General features: G+C 73.5%; 15 protein-coding genes, 1 tRNA gene and 1 other RNA gene. 6 read left to right on the forward strand and 11 right to left on the reverse strand.

The window, feature by feature from the left end; translation table 11 throughout:
* The first annotated feature begins 33 nt into the window (after nt 1–33).
* Complete coding sequence (locus ABZW10_RS05725; RefSeq protein WP_355360456.1) at nt 34–1923, forward strand: prolyl oligopeptidase family serine peptidase; 1890 nt, start codon at nt 34–36, stop codon at nt 1921–1923.
* Nucleotides 1924–1948: 25 nt separating this feature from the next.
* Nucleotides 1949–2440, forward strand: coding sequence for a hypothetical protein (locus ABZW10_RS05730; protein WP_355360459.1), 492 nt, complete (start codon nt 1949–1951; stop codon nt 2438–2440).
* Between the two features lie 46 nt (nt 2441–2486).
* Here ABZW10_RS05730 and ABZW10_RS05735 read toward each other — a convergent pair whose 3' ends face one another.
* The 10 genes from ABZW10_RS05735 to ffs all read right to left on the reverse strand — a co-directional run bounded on the left by ABZW10_RS05735 (nt 2487) and on the right by ffs (nt 12889).
* Nucleotides 2487–3272 carry an SURF1 family protein gene (locus ABZW10_RS05735; protein WP_355360462.1) on the reverse strand — a complete coding sequence of 262 codons (786 nt, stop codon included), beginning with the start codon at nt 3270–3272 and terminating at the stop codon, nt 2487–2489.
* A 186-nt stretch (nt 3273–3458) separates the two neighbouring features.
* Nucleotides 3459–5078: a hypothetical protein gene (locus tag ABZW10_RS05740; RefSeq protein WP_355360465.1), complete on the reverse strand. Its 1620-nt coding sequence runs from the start codon at nt 5076–5078 to the stop codon at nt 3459–3461.
* The gene (locus ABZW10_RS05745; RefSeq protein ID WP_355360468.1) at nt 5071–5625 is read right to left on the reverse strand and encodes a SigE family RNA polymerase sigma factor; all 555 of its coding nucleotides are present in this window, start codon (nt 5623–5625) and stop codon (nt 5071–5073) included. Before ABZW10_RS05745 ends, ABZW10_RS05740 begins: the two co-directional genes overlap by 8 nt.
* 308 nt (nt 5626–5933) lie before the next feature.
* The gene (locus ABZW10_RS05750; protein WP_355360471.1) at nt 5934–7028 is read right to left on the reverse strand and encodes an aspartate-semialdehyde dehydrogenase; all 1095 of its coding nucleotides are present in this window, start codon (nt 7026–7028) and stop codon (nt 5934–5936) included.
* Nucleotides 7025–8305: an aspartate kinase gene (locus tag ABZW10_RS05755; protein ID WP_355360474.1), complete on the reverse strand. Its 1281-nt coding sequence runs from the start codon at nt 8303–8305 to the stop codon at nt 7025–7027. The genes ABZW10_RS05750 and ABZW10_RS05755 overlap by 4 nt, the downstream gene beginning before the upstream one ends.
* Nucleotides 8306–8663: 358 nt before the next feature.
* Nucleotides 8664–9404 (reverse strand): DUF5063 domain-containing protein, encoded by a 741-nt coding sequence (locus ABZW10_RS05760; protein WP_355360477.1) that lies wholly within the window; start codon nt 9402–9404, stop codon nt 8664–8666.
* Complete coding sequence (recR, locus tag ABZW10_RS05765) at nt 9397–9996, reverse strand: recombination mediator RecR (RefSeq protein ID WP_344345751.1); 600 nt, start codon at nt 9994–9996, stop codon at nt 9397–9399. Before recR ends, ABZW10_RS05760 begins: the two co-directional genes overlap by 8 nt.
* Nucleotides 9997–10173: 177 nt before the next feature.
* Nucleotides 10174–10512 carry a YbaB/EbfC family nucleoid-associated protein gene (locus tag ABZW10_RS05770; protein ID WP_350541541.1) on the reverse strand — a complete coding sequence of 113 codons (339 nt, stop codon included), beginning with the start codon at nt 10510–10512 and terminating at the stop codon, nt 10174–10176.
* Between the two features lie 70 nt (nt 10513–10582).
* Entirely contained in the window at nt 10583–12733 is a 2151-nt protein-coding gene (locus tag ABZW10_RS05775; protein WP_355360482.1) for a DNA polymerase III subunit gamma and tau, read from the reverse strand.
* A gap of 59 nt (nt 12734–12792) precedes the next feature.
* Nucleotides 12793–12889: signal recognition particle sRNA small type (ffs, locus tag ABZW10_RS05780), an RNA gene on the reverse strand.
* A 131-nt stretch (nt 12890–13020) separates the two neighbouring features.
* Between ffs and ABZW10_RS05785 the strand changes: the two genes are divergently transcribed.
* Nucleotides 13021–13105 (forward strand) — tRNA-Ser (locus ABZW10_RS05785).
* 52 nt (nt 13106–13157) lie between these two features.
* Here the strand turns inward: ABZW10_RS05785 and ABZW10_RS05790 are convergent.
* On the reverse strand, nt 13158–13358 hold the full coding sequence (locus tag ABZW10_RS05790) for a hypothetical protein (protein WP_355360485.1): 201 nt from the start codon (nt 13356–13358) through the stop codon (nt 13158–13160).
* Nucleotides 13359–13580: 222 nt separating this feature from the next.
* Between ABZW10_RS05790 and ABZW10_RS05795 the strand changes: the two genes are divergently transcribed.
* The 3 genes from ABZW10_RS05795 to ABZW10_RS05805 all read left to right on the forward strand — a co-directional run bounded on the left by ABZW10_RS05795 (nt 13581) and on the right by ABZW10_RS05805 (nt 16002).
* On the forward strand, nt 13581–14885 hold the full coding sequence (locus tag ABZW10_RS05795) for a helix-turn-helix domain-containing protein (RefSeq protein WP_355360488.1): 1305 nt from the start codon (nt 13581–13583) through the stop codon (nt 14883–14885).
* Between the two features lie 102 nt (nt 14886–14987).
* A complete protein-coding gene (locus tag ABZW10_RS05800) occupies nt 14988–15194 on the forward strand; it encodes a hypothetical protein (protein WP_355360491.1) in 207 nt (68 codons plus the stop codon).
* A 67-nt stretch (nt 15195–15261) separates the two neighbouring features.
* A complete protein-coding gene (locus tag ABZW10_RS05805; RefSeq protein WP_355360494.1) occupies nt 15262–16002 on the forward strand; it encodes a hypothetical protein in 741 nt (246 codons plus the stop codon).

Genomic DNA, 16002 nt, shown 5'->3' on the forward strand with positions numbered 1-16002 from the left:
CGTTTCCTCCCCCCGATCGGGTTGGATGGGTGGATGAGCGAGGAGAAGAGCGCCGTACCGGCGTGGGAGCAGCGGTTCAGGGCGGCACGGGTCTCCCTGCCGGACTGGGCGGAGGACGCCCCGGAGCGGGCACTGTACGTGTCCAACGCCAGCGGCACCTACGAGGTCTACGCCTGGGACCGCGCCACCGACACCCACCGGCGGGTCACCGACCGCCCCAACGGCACCACCGACGCCGAGCTGTCCCCCGACGGCGAGTGGATCTGGTGGTTCGACGACAGCGACGGCGACGAGTTCGGCATCTGGCGCCGCCAGCCCTTCGCCGGCCGCCCCGAGGGCGCCGACGGTCCCGACGAGGAGGCCGTCCCCGGCCTCGCCCCGTCCTACGAGGCGGGCCTGGCCCTGGGCCGGGACGGCACCGTGGTGGTCGGCCGCTCCACCGACGACGGCGGCACCACCCTGCACCTGCGCCGCCCCGGCGCGGCGCAGGCCGTCGAGATCTACCGGCACGCCGAGTACGGCGGCGTCGGCGACCTCAGCCACGACGGCACCCTGCTGGCCATCGACCACACCGAGCACGGCGACGCCATGCACGGCGCGATCCGGGTCGTCCGGCTGCCCGCCGAGGGCGCCGACGTCACGACCGTGGCCGAACTGGACGAGGTCACCGGCCACGACGAGCCGCACGGGGTGGCCTGCCTGGGCTTCGCGCCGCTCGACGGCGACACCCGGCTGCTGGTCGCCCACCAGCGCACCGGCCGCTGGGAGCCGATCATCTGGGACGTCGCGACCGGCACCGAGACGGCGCTGCGGCTGCGCGACGAGCAGGGCCGCGAGCTGCCCGGCGACCTCTCCGCCCAGTGGCGGCCCGACGCCCGCACGCTGCTGATCGAGCACGAGTACGAGGCGCGCAGCGAGCTGTTCTCGTACGCGCTGGACGAGGGCGTGCTCACCCGGCTGGACACCCCGCGCGGCACCGTCGGCGGCGCCACCCCGCGCCCGGACGGCACCGTGGAGTTCCTCTGGTCCTCCGCCGCCGAGCCGTCGGCCGTGCGGTCCACCGCCGGCACCGTGGTGCTGCGCGCCCCCGGCGCCGTCCCGCCCGGCTCGGTGCCGGTCGAGGACGTCTGGGTGGACGGGCCCGGCGGGCGGGTGCACGCGCTGGTCCAGCGACCGGCCGGCGCCGGGGCGGGCGAGGGACCGTTCCCGACCGTGTTCGAGGTCCACGGCGGCCCGACCCACCACGACAGCGACTCCTTCGCCGCCGGACCGGCCGCCTGGCTGGACCACGGCTTCGCGGTGGTCCGGGTCAACTACCGCGGTTCCACCGGCTACGGCCAGGCCTGGACGGACGCGCTGCGCGAGCGGGTCGGGCTGATCGAGCTGGAGGACATCGCCGCCGTGCGCGAGTGGGCGGTGGCGAGCGGGCTGGCCGATCCGGAGCGGCTGGTGCTGTCCGGCGGCTCCTGGGGCGGCTACCTCACGCTGCTCGGCCTCGGGACGCAGCCGGAGCTGTGGAGCCTCGGCGTCGCCGCCGTGCCGGTCGCGGACTACCTGACGGCGTACGACGACGAGATGGAGGCGCTGAAGGCGATCGACCGCACGCTGTTCGGCGGCACGCCGGAGGAGGTGCCCGAGCGCTGGACGGCGTCCTCGCCGCTGACGTACGTCGAGCGGGTGCGGGTGCCGGTGTACATCAGCGCCGGGGTGAACGACCCGCGCTGCCCGATCCAGCAGATCGACAACTACGTCGAGAGGCTGGAGCAGCTCGGCAAGCCGCACGAGGTGTACCGGTACGAGGCCGGGCACGGGTCGCTGGTCGTGGACGAGCGGATCAAGCAGCTGCGGCTGGAGATCGACTTCGTCCGCCGGCACCTCGGTGGTGCGGCGGTGGGCGAGAATCGGGCGGACGCGCAGCCGTAAGGGACGCGGGAACGGGGGGTACGGGGTGAGGCGCCTGCTGACGATCATGGGGGCGGGGGTGGCCGGGGTGCTGGTGCTCACCGGCTGCTCGGGCCGGGACGGCGGTGGTGGCGGCGGGAGCGCGGCCTGTCCGCCGCCCGCCTCGCCGTCGCCGTCGTGGTCCCCGTCGCCGACGGCCACCTCGACCGTGGTGAGTGCGGCGTTCCGCACCACCACGGTCGAGGGGGCCCGGGCCGGGGCCTGGGCCGGGGAGGACGGCGGCGTGGTGGTGCTCGCCAAGTCGGGCTCGAAGGGGTCCAAGGGGTCCAAGGGCTCGAAGAGCGGCCGCAAGACGCGCCACCACACCGACACCTACGACTCGGACGACAACAACGGCAACAACAGCGCCCGCCGGTGCGACAACCCGCCGCCGACCGTCTCACCGTCGCCCACGGCGCCGACGCTGACGCCGACGGTACCGGCTGTCCCGACCAAGCCGGCCGTTCCGGCCGTTCCGCCGGCGAAGCCGACCCGCTGACCGGAGGGCCGGACGACCGGACGACCGGACGACCGACCGTCCGGTGTCAGTCCAGGACCGGGTCCAGCCCGAGGGCCCGGTCCTGCTCCGCCTCCGCCTCGCGGCGCACCAGGCGGAACCACATGAACACCACGAAGCCGCCGAAGACGAACCACTCCAGCGTGTAGCCGAGGTTCTGGAACGCGCGCAGGGAGAGCCCGTCACCGCCCTGAGGCTGCACGGTCGGCACGGGGGTGAACCCTTCCGGCGCGGTGTCGGTGGACACCCAGCCGTCGTACCAGCCGTCCAGGGCGAGCTTGTTGACGAGCGCTGCCCGGTTGATCGTGCCGAGCTGCCCGTCCGGGAGGCCGCCGGCGACGGCGCCGCCGCTGCCGCTGGTCTCACCCGCCTGGAGGCGGCCGGTCACGGTCACCTCACCGGCCGGCGCGGGCACGGTCGCCCCGGCCGGGGGTTCACCGGCCGCCCAGCCGCGGACGACCGCGGCGGTCCGGCCGTCGGCGGTACGCAGCGGGGTGAGCACGTAGTAGCCCTGCTTGCCGTCCAGCACGCGGTTGGGGACGAGCAGTTGGTGCTCCTGCTCGAAGGTTCCGGTGACCGTCACGGCGCGGCCGACGGTGTCGGTGGTGACCTGCGGACGGTCGGCGGCGAGCACGTCGTCGAGCGGCCGGGGGGCGCCGCCGTCGGCCACCGCCCGGCTGATCTCCTGGTGCGAGGAGACCCGGTCCTCGAACCGGCCGAGCTGCCAGGAGCCGAGCCAGACGCACACCGCGACGGCCGCGACGGCCAGCGCGGTGCCGCTCAGCCAGCGCGGGGTGAGGAGGAACCGGTACACACCCCCCACGGTAACCACTCCTCACACCCCGCCCGCCCCCAGGGCCCCCGGACCCCCGAAAAACATGCGGACCGGTCCACCTGCGCCACCCGCTCCGAACGCGCCGAACACACCGAACACCACCGCCGGAGCGGGAAGTCGGCGGGTCCGACTTCCTGCTCACCCTGCCCACCGGCAGGCGGCGGGTCACCCCGCCGACGGGGAGGTACGGGGCGCGCCGGCCGGGGCGTCGGCCGGCACCGGCTGCGGCAGCGTCCGGTACACCGTCCCCGCGCAGGCGCCGGGCAGGACGGCGGTCGCGGCGGCCGGGTTGCCCGGCGCCGGGGTGTACGCCAGGGTCACGCTCGTCGAGGGCCTGCTCGGGCCGGCCGTCGGGGTGGCCGACGGGCTCGGCGCCCCGGTGGGCGTGCCCGCCGTCGTCGCGCTCGACCGCGGTGCCGTGGTCGGCTCCGCGGTGGGATCGGACGCCGGGACCACCCCGGGCACCCCGCTGGTGCCGCCTGCCGAGGTATTCGGTCCGCTCGTCTGGACCCCGCCGGCCCCGGCGCCTCCGGTGCCCGCCGAGCCGCCGCCGGAGGCCGTGCCCCCGGCCGAACCACCCGAGCCGCCCGGGCCACCCGAGCCGTCCGTGTCACCGCCGGTCCCGCCGGAACCGCCGCCGCCGTTCGCACCCGGCACCGCGCCCGGGCCCGCCCCCGGCCCGGTGCTCGCGGTACCGCCGGGAACGGGCCCGCCGCCCCCCGTCGTACCGCCGCCCGGGGTACCGCCCCCGGACGTGCCACCGCCCGAGGTCCCACCGCCCGAGGTCCCGCCGCCCGAGGTACCGCCACCGGAGGTACCGCCACCGGACGTACCGCCGCCCGACGTGCCCGGCTGCCCGGACCCGGTGGAGGCGCTCGGCGAGGACGTCCCGCCCGGCGTCGAACAGCCCGCCGGGTCCGGGATCCAGGCGAAGTCCACCCGGTACCCGGCCCGGGGTACGAGGACGAGGCCGTCGCTCCCCGCGTCCTTCCCGGACGCGGGGCCGGACGAGGGCCCGGGCGCGGGCAGGTCGGTGGCCGGGTCGCCGGCGGTGTGGAAGGCGATCCGGACACGGCCGCTGTCCGGCGTCGCGACGCCGGTGACGGTGACCGAGCCGGGCCCGCCCAGCTGGCAGCTGCGCCCGGAGACGTTGGTCACGGTGAAGGAGCCGTAGATCCGCCCTTCGGCGTCCGCTGCGCCCAGCTGCGTGGCGCCCTGCCCGAGGTCGGAGCGCGTGCACAGCGCCGGCGCCGGGGCGTCGCTCCCGCCGGTGGTGGCGGAGGTGGCCGGGGAGACCGTACCGGGCGCGGGACGGGTGGTGCTCGGGCCGGCGCTCGGTGAGCCGCCGACGGTGCCGGACGGGACGCCCGGTACGACCGGCAGCCCGAGGTCGGCGGCCGGCGGCGGTCCGGGCGTGCCGGTGGCGCCGCCGGGGACGGTGCCCGTGACGGTGGCGGAGGCGCTCCCGCTCGCGGCGCCGGGCGAGCCGGGACCGCCGGACAGGCCGAGGTGGTCCGCGGTGTGCAGGGCCGGCATCAGGAAGGAGGCGGCGGCCACCACCGCGGCGGCGCCCGTCCAGGCCCCGCGCCGGACGGCCCGCCGACGCGGCACCGCCCGCCGGATGTGCTGCAGGCCGCCGGGTGCGGGCTCCACCTCGGCCACGGCCCGCTGCATCAGCTCCCGGACCAGCCGCTCCTCGCGCTCGCGGGGCTCCTCCCCGCCGAAGGCGGCGCCACCGCCGAACGCGGCACCCCCGCCCGTGCCCGTACCGTCGTTCTCAGCCATGCCCGGCCTCCATCTGGACCCGCAGCGCGGCCAGCCCTCGTGAGCCGTACGCCTTCACCGAACCGAGCGAGATGCCCAGGGTCTCCGCCACCTGCGCCTCCGTCATGTCCACGAAGTAGCGCAGCACCAGAACCTCCCGCTGACGGCGTTGCAGACCCCGCAGCGCGACCTTCAACTGGTCACGCTCCAGCGCATCGTAGGCGCCTTCCTCTGCACTGGCCATGTCAGGCATCGGCTTCTGCAGCAACCGCAGTCCGAGGATCCTGCGCCGCAGCGTCGAGCGGGACAGGTTGACCACGGTCTGCCGCAGGTAGGCCAGCGTCTTCTCGGGTTCGCGCACCCGCCGCCGGGCCGCGTGCACCCGGATGAACGCCTCCTGGACGACGTCCTCGCAGCTCGACAGGTCGTCGAGGAGCAGCGCGGCCAGTCTCAGCAGAGAGCGGTAGTGCGCCTGATAGGTCTCGGTGAGCAGATCCTCGCTGGTCCCGGCGGCGGTGCCGGTGCTACCGGCGCCGGAGTCCGCGGCGCCGGGTGCGACTGCCGTCATCTGGCTATCTTCCGGCCTGTCCGCAGGCCACTGGACACGCGACGGGAACGACACTGCGGCTCTCGCCGAGATGCCCGTCCCTGCCCCCACCATCACGTTCGCCACGCCCGTTGGACACTCGATCCCCTGTCATGGTTGCCCAGCCCGGCGGACATTCTTCCGCATGGACGGAAGAGGCCTCCAGGGGATTCGGCGAGGATTCCTGGCGCAGTCGGCGAACATCCCGCGCAGAGCCCCGGCACCGTCCGCACCGGGCCTGGTCGCACCGGGCCTGGTCGCACCGGGTCGGTGTCCCGGGCCGAGCCCGGTCAGACCGGGTCGGTGTCCCAGGCCGGGTCGGCGTCCGGAGCCGCGTCGCCGCTCTCGGCGGCCACCAGCTCCGCGATCTGGAGCGCGTTCAGCGCCGCGCCCCGGCGCAGGTTGTCCCCGCAGAGGAAGAGGTCCAGCGCGTTCGGGTCGTCCAGCGCCCGCCGCAGCCGACCCACCCACACCGGGTCCGTGCCGACGGCGTCGTTCGGCGTGGGGAACTCGCCCGCCGCCGGGTCGTCGTAGAGCACCACCCCGGGCGCCTCCGCCAGGAGTTCCCGGGCGTGCTCCTGGGTGACCTCGCGCTCGAACACCGCGTGCACGGCGAGCGCGTGGGTGCGCACCACCGGGATCCGCACGCAGGTGGCGGAGACCTTCAGCCGGGGCAGCGCGAGGATCTTGCGGGACTCGTCGCGGACCGTGCGCTCCTCGGACGACCAGCCGCCGTCCGTCAGCACCCCGGTCCAGGGCACCGCGTTGAGCGCCAGCGGGGCGGCGAACGGCCCGTGGTCGGCGATCACCGCGCGCAGGTCGCCGGTCTGCTCGCCGACGTCGGTGCCGGCCACTTGGGCGAGCTGGGTGCGCAGCGCGTCCGCGCCGGCCCGGCCGAGCCCGGAGGCGGCCTGGTAGGAGGCGACGACCAGCGACTCGAGGCCGTACTCGGCGTGCAGCGCGCCGATCGCCGCGATCATGGTCAGGGTGGTGGAGTCGGGGCTCGCCACGATGCCGCGCGAGCGCATCCGGGCAGCCGCCGCGTTGACCTCGGGCACCACCAGCGGAACGGCGTCGTCCAGCCGGAACGCGCCGGAGTTGTCGACCACCACGACGCCCTTGGCGGCCGCGATCGGCGCCCAGCGGGCGGCGATCTCCTCGGGGACGTCGAACAGCGCGACGTCGATCCCGTCGAAGGCCTCCTCGCGCAGCGGGAGCACCTCCACGGGCTCCCCGCGCACGACCGCCTTGCGGCCGGCCGAGCGCGGGGAGGCGACGAGACGGATCTCGCCCCAGATGTCCTGGCGGAGGGAGAGCAGGCCGAGGAGCACCTCGCCGACCGCGCCGGTGGCGCCGACGACGGCGAGGTTCGGCCGCCGGGTCATCGCCCGGTGCCCCCGTAGACGACGGCCTCGTCCGTCTCGCTGTCCAGCCCGAAGGCGCTGTGGACGGCTTGGACGGCCGCGTTGACGTCCTCGGCGCGGGTGACCACCGAGATGCGGATCTCCGAGGTGGAGATCAGCTCGATGTTGACGCCGGCCGCGGAGAGCGCCTCGAAGAAGGTCGCGGTGACCCCCGGGTTGGAGCGCATGCCCGCGCCGACCAGCGAGATCTTGCCGATCGCGTCGTCGTAACGGAGCGACTCGTAACCGATGCCCTCCCTGACCCGGTCGAGCGCGTCGATGGCCTTCTGGCCCTCGGTCTTCGGCAGGGTGAAGGAGATGTCGGTCAGGCCGGTCGACGCCGCCGAGACGTTCTGCACCACCATGTCGATGTTGATCTCGGCGTCGGCGATGGCGCGGAAGATGCGGGCCGCCTCGCCCGGCTTGTCGGGAACGCCGACGACCGTGACCTTCGCCTCGGACGTGTCATGGGCGACTCCGGAGATGATGGCCTGCTCCATCTCGCCCCCTTCGGGCTGGTTCGGGTTGTCGTTGCTGACGATCGTCCCGGGGAGGCCCGAGAAGGACGAGCGTACGTGAATCGGGATGTTGTAGCGGCGCGCGTACTCCACGCAGCGGTCGAGCAGCACCTTGGATCCGGACGAGGCCAGCTCCAGCATGTCCTCGTACGCGATCCAGTCGATCTTGCGGGCCTTCTTCACCACGCGCGGGTCGGCGGTGAACACGCCGTCCACGTCGGTGTAGATCTCGCAGACCTCCGCCTTGAGGGCGGCGGCGAGGGCGACGGCGGTGGTGTCCGAGCCGCCGCGACCGAGCGTGGTGATGTCCTTGCTGGTCTGCGACACGCCCTGGAAACCGGCCACGATCGCGATGTTGCCCTGGTCGAGGGCGGTGCGGATGCGGCCCGGCGTCACGTCGATGATGCGCGCCTTGTTGTGGACGGAGTCGGTGATGACGCCGGCCTGGCTTCCTGTGAACGACTGCGCCTCGTGGCCCAGGGATTTGATCGCCATGGCCAGCAGCGCCATGGAGATGCGCTCTCCAGCGGTCAGCAGCATGTCGAACTCGCGGCCGGCGGGGAGAGGTGACACCTGCTCCGCGAGTTCGATGAGCTCGTCCGTCGTGTCGCCCATCGCGGACACCACGACGACGACCTCATGGCCGGCCTTCTTGGCGTCAACGATTCGACGGGCCACGCGCTTGATGCCCTCGGCATCCGCAACGGATGAGCCGCCGTACTTCTGCACGACAAGGCCCACGTGCGCTCCTCGACTTGTGTCGTCTTTCGGGGGCGATCGGCCCCCGCACCCCCGGGTGGCGGGGGCGGTGCGGTCGGCGCCAGTCTACCGAGCGAGGGTGCTCCGCCCCCCGCTTTCCATATGATGAGACACATGTTTCAGCAGGTGAGCGGGGGTGCGGCTACCCGGACCGGCAGGTCTGCGGGCGGGCCGCCGCCGTTCCGGAGAATCGGCGGACGAACGGACGGACACCCCGGGGTTTTCCGCCCCGGGGGGCGGAGTGAGGCTTCCGTCACAGTCCGCGGCCCGGCCCGGCGCCGAGGCACCGCCCGGGCCCCGGTGCCGGGGGTACCGGCACCGCCCGGGCCGCCGGCGCGCCCTACCGCCCCAGACCCAGCTCCGCCGCCATGAGATCGCCGGCCTGCTGCTCCAGCTGCTCGTCGGTGAGCCCGTCGTTGTCGGTGTCCGCGCCGTCCGGCGCCGCCCCGATCGGGCTGTCCAGCCGGACGTGCGCGATCAGCGACTGCAGCGCCCGCAGCACGGCCGTGCAGGTGGTGCCCCAGTTGGACAGGTACGAGAACTGCCACCACCAGAGCGCCTCGCTGACCCGGCCCTCGCGGTAGTGGGTGAGCCCGTGCTGCAGCTCCCCCACCACCCCGGCCAGGTCGTCCGAGATCCGGAAGGCGTTCGGCTTCTCCGGCGGCCCGTACGGGTCGAACACCTCGTGGTAGACGTCGATCGGCGCGAGCAGCTCGGCCAGCCGCTCGCGCAGCTGCTCGCCGTCCGGCTCCGGCCCGGCGTCGGGCTCGAAGCGGTCCTCGGGGACGACGTCCTCGATGGCACCCAGCCGACCGCCGGCCAGCAGCAACTGCGAGACCTCCAGGAGGAGCAGCGAGACGGCGCTGCCGGGCTCGTCACCCTTGGCGACCTCGGTCACCGAGAGCACGAAGCTCTCCACCGAGTCCGCGATCTGCACCGCGAAGTCGTCCGGCTCCGAACCGTGCCCGTGCGTGTGCGGGGCGTGCGGCTCGTGCTGCGCGTCCTGCGGGCTGCGCCGGTCCTCTTCCGGTCCGGCCTGGTGGGGCGTGTGGGGCTGCTGGTTGATCGTCCGGTCAGACATCGAGCAGTCGTCTCCCTTCGAAGGCGCGACCGAGCGTGACCTCGTCCGCGTACTCCAGATCCCCGCCGACGGGCAGGCCGCTCGCCAGACGGGTCACCTTCAGGCCCATCGGCTTGCAGAGCCGGGCCAGGTAGGTGGCGGTCGCCTCCCCCTCCAGATTGGGGTCGGTGGCCAGGATCAGCTCGGTGACCGTGCCGTCGGCGAGCCGCGCCAGCAGCTCCCGGATCCGCAGGTCGTCCGGACCGACGCCCTCGATCGGGCTGATCGCGCCGCCCAGCACGTGGTAGCGGCCGCGGAACTCCCGGGTGCGCTCGATGGCGACGACGTCCTTGGGCTCCTCGACCACGCAGATGACACCGAGGTCACGGCGCGGGTCGAGGCAGACCCGGCACTGCTCGGCCTCCGCGACGTTGCCGCAGACGGCGCAGAACCGCACCTTGTCCTTGACCTCCAGCAGCGCGTGCGCCAGCCGGCGGACGTCGACCGGGTCGGCCTGCAGGACGTGGAAGGCGATCCGCTGCGCGCTCTTGGGCCCGACGCCGGGCAGCCTGCCCAGTTCGTCGATCAGGTCCTGAACCACGCCCTCGTACAACGTCGCGCCTTCCCTCGGGTTCGACCGGTGGTACCCGCACGGGGTGCTCCGGTGCCATCATCCAACGAATCGGACGCCGGGCACACCGCCCGACGCCCGACTCCCGCATAAATCACACAGGTCCATCGGCTGAACTCCGGACCGTCACGGCCCGCCTCGGGCCGCCCCTGACCACGCTCAGAACGGCAGACCGGGGATCCCGCCGCCGAGGCCCTGGGTCAGCGGGCCCATCCGCTCGGCCTGCATCTTCTGCGCGGCCTGGTTGGCGTCCCGGACGGCCGCCAGCACCAGGTCCGCCAGGGTCTCGGTGTCCTCCGGGTCCACGGCCGCCGGGGCGATGGTGAGCGCCACCAGCTCCCCGGAACCGGTCACCGTCGCCTCGACCAGGCCGCCGCCGGCCGAACCGGTCACCTTGGCCTCGGCCAGCTCCTGCTGCGCCTGGGCGAGGTCCTGCTGCATCTTCTGCGCCTGCTTGAGCAGCGCCTGCATGTTGGGCTGGCCACCACCGGGAAACACGGCTCACTCCTTGTGTTCGGTCTGCGCTTGCTGCGTCCTCTGGTACGTCCTCGACGAGCCTACGTGCTGGTCAGTTCCCACCGTGCCGGATCTCCTCCAGCACCGTGGCGCCCAGCTCGCGGATGATCAGTTCCTGGCCGGAGAACGCCTCCTCGTTGAGATCGGGGTCGTCCGCCTCCGGGATGTCGTCCTCCGGGGCCACCGCCTGCACCGGCCGCGCCGGGGCCGCCGGAGCCACCGGCGGCGGCGCCTGGACGGGCGGGGGCACCGGTGCGACCGGCGCCGCCTGCGGCTGCGGAACGGGCGCGGGCGCGGGTGCGGGCACCGGAGCGGCGGGCTGCACCGGGGGCGCGGACGCCACCGGACGCGCCGGCGCGGCACCCCAGCCGCCCCCACCGCCGCCCCCACCAACGCTGCCTGTGCCACCCGCGCCGCCCGCGCCGCCCGACGGGTCGACGATGCACTCGATCCGCCAGTCCACGCCCAGCGCGTCGGACAGCGCGGACCGCAGCACGTCGTCGCTGTTGCTGCTGACGAAGCTGTCGCGGGCGCCCGCGTTGATGAACGAGACCTGGAGCACGCTGCCGTCGAACCCGGCCACCTGACCGTTCTGGCTCAGCAGGATCCAGGTGAACCGGCGCCGGTTCTTCACCGCCTCCAGGATCTGCGGCCACAGCTGCCGCACCTGCGCGGCGCCCTGCTGCGCCGCCGCCGACGGCTGCCCACCGGCCGCCGCGACCGGCACGGGGGCCGGGGCGGGCGCGGGGGCGGGGGTGGGGGCCGGGGCCACCGGAGCGGGTGCCGGAGCCGTCGGCGCGGCCGCGGGGGCGGGCGCCTCCCCGGCTGCCGGCGGGAAGCTCCGCTTGATCGGCCATGCCCCGGGCGCCGGCCCGGCCGGCTGCGCGGGCGGCGCGGGTGCCGGAGCAGGAGCGGGAGCGGGCGCGGCCTGCACCGGAGCCACCGGCTGCTGCACGGGCTGCGGCACCGACTGCTGCACCTCCGGCATCACCACCGGAGCGACCGCCGCCATCCCCGCGACCGCGCCACCGACCATCCCCCCGGCCGCGGCCCTGCGCTCCAGCTTGTCCAACCGCGCCTGCAACGACAGCTCGTCGCTGTACGCGCCCGGAAGCATCACCCGGGCGCAGATCAGCTCCAGCTGCAACCGGGGCGCCGCGTTGCCGCGCATCTCCGTCAGCCCGGTGTTGACGATGTCCGCCGCCCGGCTCAGCTCGGCCGCCCCGAACGCGTCCGCCTGCGCCTGCATCACCGCGACCCGGTCCGCCGGGGCGTCGATCAGCCCCTTCTCCCCCGCGTCCGGCACTGTGGCGAGGATCACCAGGTCGCGCAGCCGCTCCAGCAGGTCCGTGACGAACCGCCGCGGGTCGTGCCCGCCCTCGACCACCCGGTCGACCACCTGGAACACGGTCGCCCCATCGTGCGCGGCGAACGCGTCCACCACCTCGTCCAGCAGCGCCGAGTCCGTGTACCCGAGCAGCGCGGTGGCCATCTGGTACGTGACGCCGCCCTCGCTCGCGCCGGCCAGCAGCTGGTCCATCACCGACATCGAGTCACGCACCGACCCGGCCCCCGCCCGCACCACCAGCGGGAACACCGAGTCCTCGACCTGGATCCCCTCCCGGCCGCACACCTCCGCCAGGTAGTCGCGCAGCGTGCCGGGCGGCACCAGCCGGAACGGGTAGTGGTGCGTCCGGGACCGGATCGTCCCGATCACCTTCTCCGGCTCGGTGGTCGCGAAGATGAACTTGAGGTGCTCCGGAGGCTCCTCCACCACCTTCAGCAGCGCGTTGAAGCCGGCCGAGGTCACCATGTGCGCCTCGTCCAGGATGAAGATCTTGTACCGGCTGTGCACCGGCGCGAAGAACGCCCGCTCACGCAGCTCGCGCGCGTCGTCCACACCACCGTGCGAGGCCGCGTCGATCTCGATCACATCGATCGACCCGGGCCCGCCCGTGGCGAGGTCCCGGCAGGACTGGCACTCGCCGCACGGCGTCGGCGTCGGCCCCTGCTCGCAGTTCAGACAGCGGGCCAGGATGCGCGCACTCGTCGTCTTGCCGCAGCCGCGCGGGCCGCTGAACAGGTAGGCGTGGTTGACCCTGTTGTTGCGCAGGGCCTGCTGGAGCGGAGCAGTCACGTGCTCCTGCCCGATGACCTCCGCGAAGGTCTCGGGGCGGTAGCGGCGGTACAGGGCTAGGGACACACCACCGACGATATCGGGACGGACCGACAAACGCGGCCTCCCCCGACCCCGCCCGGGAACGCAAAGACCCCTCGCGCACCCGCCAGAGCTCTCCTACCCTTGCTGCCTTCCGGCCCTGGGGGGGTTCAAAAAGATGGCGCCACACGAGGGGCTGCCCCCAACACTACCGGATCCCGACCCCACCCCTCCACCACCACCCCCACCCCCGCATCCGCAGGCCACCCCCACCCCTCACCCACGACATACGTGGTCGCGACCACCCCAAAACATGTACTAAGCTCTCCCTCGGAGGATTCGCCTAGAGGCCTAGGGCGCACGCTTGGAAAGCGTGTTGGGGGCAACCCCTCACGAGTTCGAATCTCGTATCCTCCGCCGGCAGAAGGCCCGGACCGCTCAGCGGTCCGGGCCTTCGTCGTTCACAGTCTCAACGCCCCGGCTCGGGCGCCTTCAGGCTGCCGTCCTCCGCTCCCTTGGCCACCTGCCAGACGAGTCCGCCCACGCGCTTGGCGACGTCCTTGAGGATGCCGCCCGTCCCGTGCTGGTAGCGCGCGGCCATCGCCGAGACGTCCAAGGCCTTGGCATCGGCGCGCAACCGCTTCCGCGTGTCGTAGTCGGTGCTCAGCACAACGGCCACCCGAACGGAGTGGAGCTGCCCTTGCCCAGGGGTTGCGAGGGCACTGCGGACGATCCTCAGGCCAAGATCCTCAGCGACCGGCAACGCGGCCCGGCCCAAGCCCGCCGGACAGTGCGGTGAACGCCGGCACGGTACTGAAAGCCCCACACCGTGGCCCCCGACCACCGGTACGGTAGCAATCCGTAGCGGCTTCAACACAGCATGGGGGCCAGCGTGAGGGGCAGTGGCATCACGTTCGGCAAATTCATCGCGCTCCGTCGCGCCGAGATGGAGTGGACCCAGCTTCGTCTCGCTGCTGAGCTCGACCGCAGCGAGGTCTGGATGTCGCTGGTCGAACGGGACTTGCAGCGGGTGAAAGACCTGACCCTGCTCCAGCGCCTCGCGGAGGTTCTGCGCTGCGAGCTCAACGAGCTGATGGCCTTACCGCAACCGGCCTCCGACCGGCCAAGGTCCCGTCCCCGCAAGTCCGCCTCCATTACGCTGACGAGCAGTTCCGCTGCCGAGGAGGACGATGTGCGACGCCGCCCGTTCCTGACCCTGGCGGCCGCCGCCCTGTTCGCCCCGGTCGCGGGCCAGCAGGCCGCGCACGCCGAGACGGCCGCACCGCTGGCCGGCCTGGAGGACTTGCTGGTCTACGGAGCGGGGCGGATCCCGGCGCCCCGCAGCAAGCCGACCCACGAGTCCGTCGCTGCTTGGCTCCTGACGTCTCGTCGAGAGTTCAAGGCAGCGCAGTACGACGCGCTCGCTGAGGCCCTGCCAAGCCGGATCGCCGCCGCCCAGATGGTCGGTAGCACCGAGGAGCGGGCTCGGAACGTCGCCCAGCTCTACAACCTCGCGGTCCGGCTGTGCATCAAGATCGGTGACAACAACATGGTGGCCATCACCGCCGACCGCGCGCTCACCGCCGCCAGAGACGGTGGCGACCCGCTGGTGGTCGCCGAGGCACAGCGGATGGTGTCCAGCGCCTGGCGCCGGCAGGGCAGCCTGGCCCGAGCAACCGACATCGTGGTCGTCGCCGCCGAAGACCTCCTCGTCGACACCACGGTGCCCGAGTCGGCCCGACTGGCCGCCCGTGGTGATCTGTACGCCACCGCGGCCTACACCGCCGCAAAGACCGGAGACCGGGCCTACGCGCACTCGCTAATCCGGGAGGCCGCCGACAGCGCCGCAGCCTCCGGCCTGATGGACGGCGTCCAGGGCGTCGCCCTGCACGAGTTGTCGGTGCACTACGAGCTCGGCGACGCCGGCCGGGCGATCGAGCTGGCCTCCACGGTCGACCCCACCGCGCTGCCGACCGCCGAACGTCAAGCACGCTTCTTCACCGATGTGGCCCGCGCGTTCGACCAGTGGGGCAAGCCCGAACAGTGCTACCGGGCTCTGTTGGCCGCCGAGGAGGCGGCCCCGCAGGAAGTCCGCCGGGGTGCCGTCCGTGACCTCGCCACCGCCCTGCTGCGGCACGACCGCAAGCTGCCCGGAGTCCGGGACTTCGCCGCCCGAGCGGGCGTTCAGATCATCTGACCTGTAGCCGGACTACGGCCCGTAGTCCGGCTACGTATCCGGCCTTTCGCCCGGCAGTTCACTGGGGAACGCCCCCCTCCCTCCGCTGCCGAAGGCTTTCCCATGCCAACGCCCAACGCCTCCCTGTCGTCCTCCAGCCGGCGGCACGCCGCCCCGGCGGACCGCGACCGGCTCGGCACCTTCCTCACCGCCTCCTGGGCCGCTCTGCACCTGCCCGTGCTCGCCCTGCTCGGTCTTGCTGTCCACAACCACCTGACCGAGGCCAGCCCCCGGATGGCGGCGACCGTGCCGGACCAGCCTGCCGTCTGAGGCTCCGGGGCCGCCGTGACGGCCCTCCCCCCTTCTTCCACTCGCTCGCCCGAGAGGAGACCCAGCCATGCACCGGCTGACCGACGCGCCCGCGCTGCACACCGAGTTGGAGCGCATCGACTACCGCACCACCCCCGCGTACTACTTCGACATCGAGCACGTCACCGACCCGGTCGTGCTGGAGCTGCTGAACTGCTGCCCGACCGTGTTCGGCCTCAAGAAGGTCATCACCGACCTGCTGGCCGGCCACCTGGACATCCCGCTGCCGGAGGCGACCGGGATCATCGAGCCCGGCGCCACCGTCCGGGGCCACGTGATCGTGGCGCCCGGGGCCGTCATCGCCGAAGGTGCGTACGTCACCGGCCCGGTGCTGGTCTGCCCCGGCGCGGTGATCGAGGCCGGCGCCCGGGTGCGCGACAACACCGTCGTCGGCCCTGGCTGCCGCATCGGCTTCGGAGCCGAGGTCACCCGCTCCTTGCTGACCGGTGGCGTCTTCATGAAGCACACCAGCTTCGTCGGGGACTCCGTGCTCGGCCTCGGCGTCAACATCGGCGCGTTCGTATCCACCACCGGCCTGCGGGTCACCTCCGGGCCGGTCACCGAGCCGGCCACCGAAGAGGTCTGCGCTCACCTCGACGGCCGGCGAATCGCCACCGGCCAGACGAAGTTCGGCGCGGTGATCGGCGACGGCGTGATCGTTCCCGCCGGCACCGTGCTCCAGCCCGCCACCCTGATCGGCGCGCACACCCTGCTCTACCCGAAGACCCAGGTCGGGGGCTTCTTCCCGGCCGGAAGCCAGGGAAGGTGA

Source organism: Kitasatospora sp. NPDC004723 (assembly GCF_040609255.1).
Lineage (GTDB): Bacteria > Actinomycetota > Actinomycetes > Streptomycetales > Streptomycetaceae > Kitasatospora.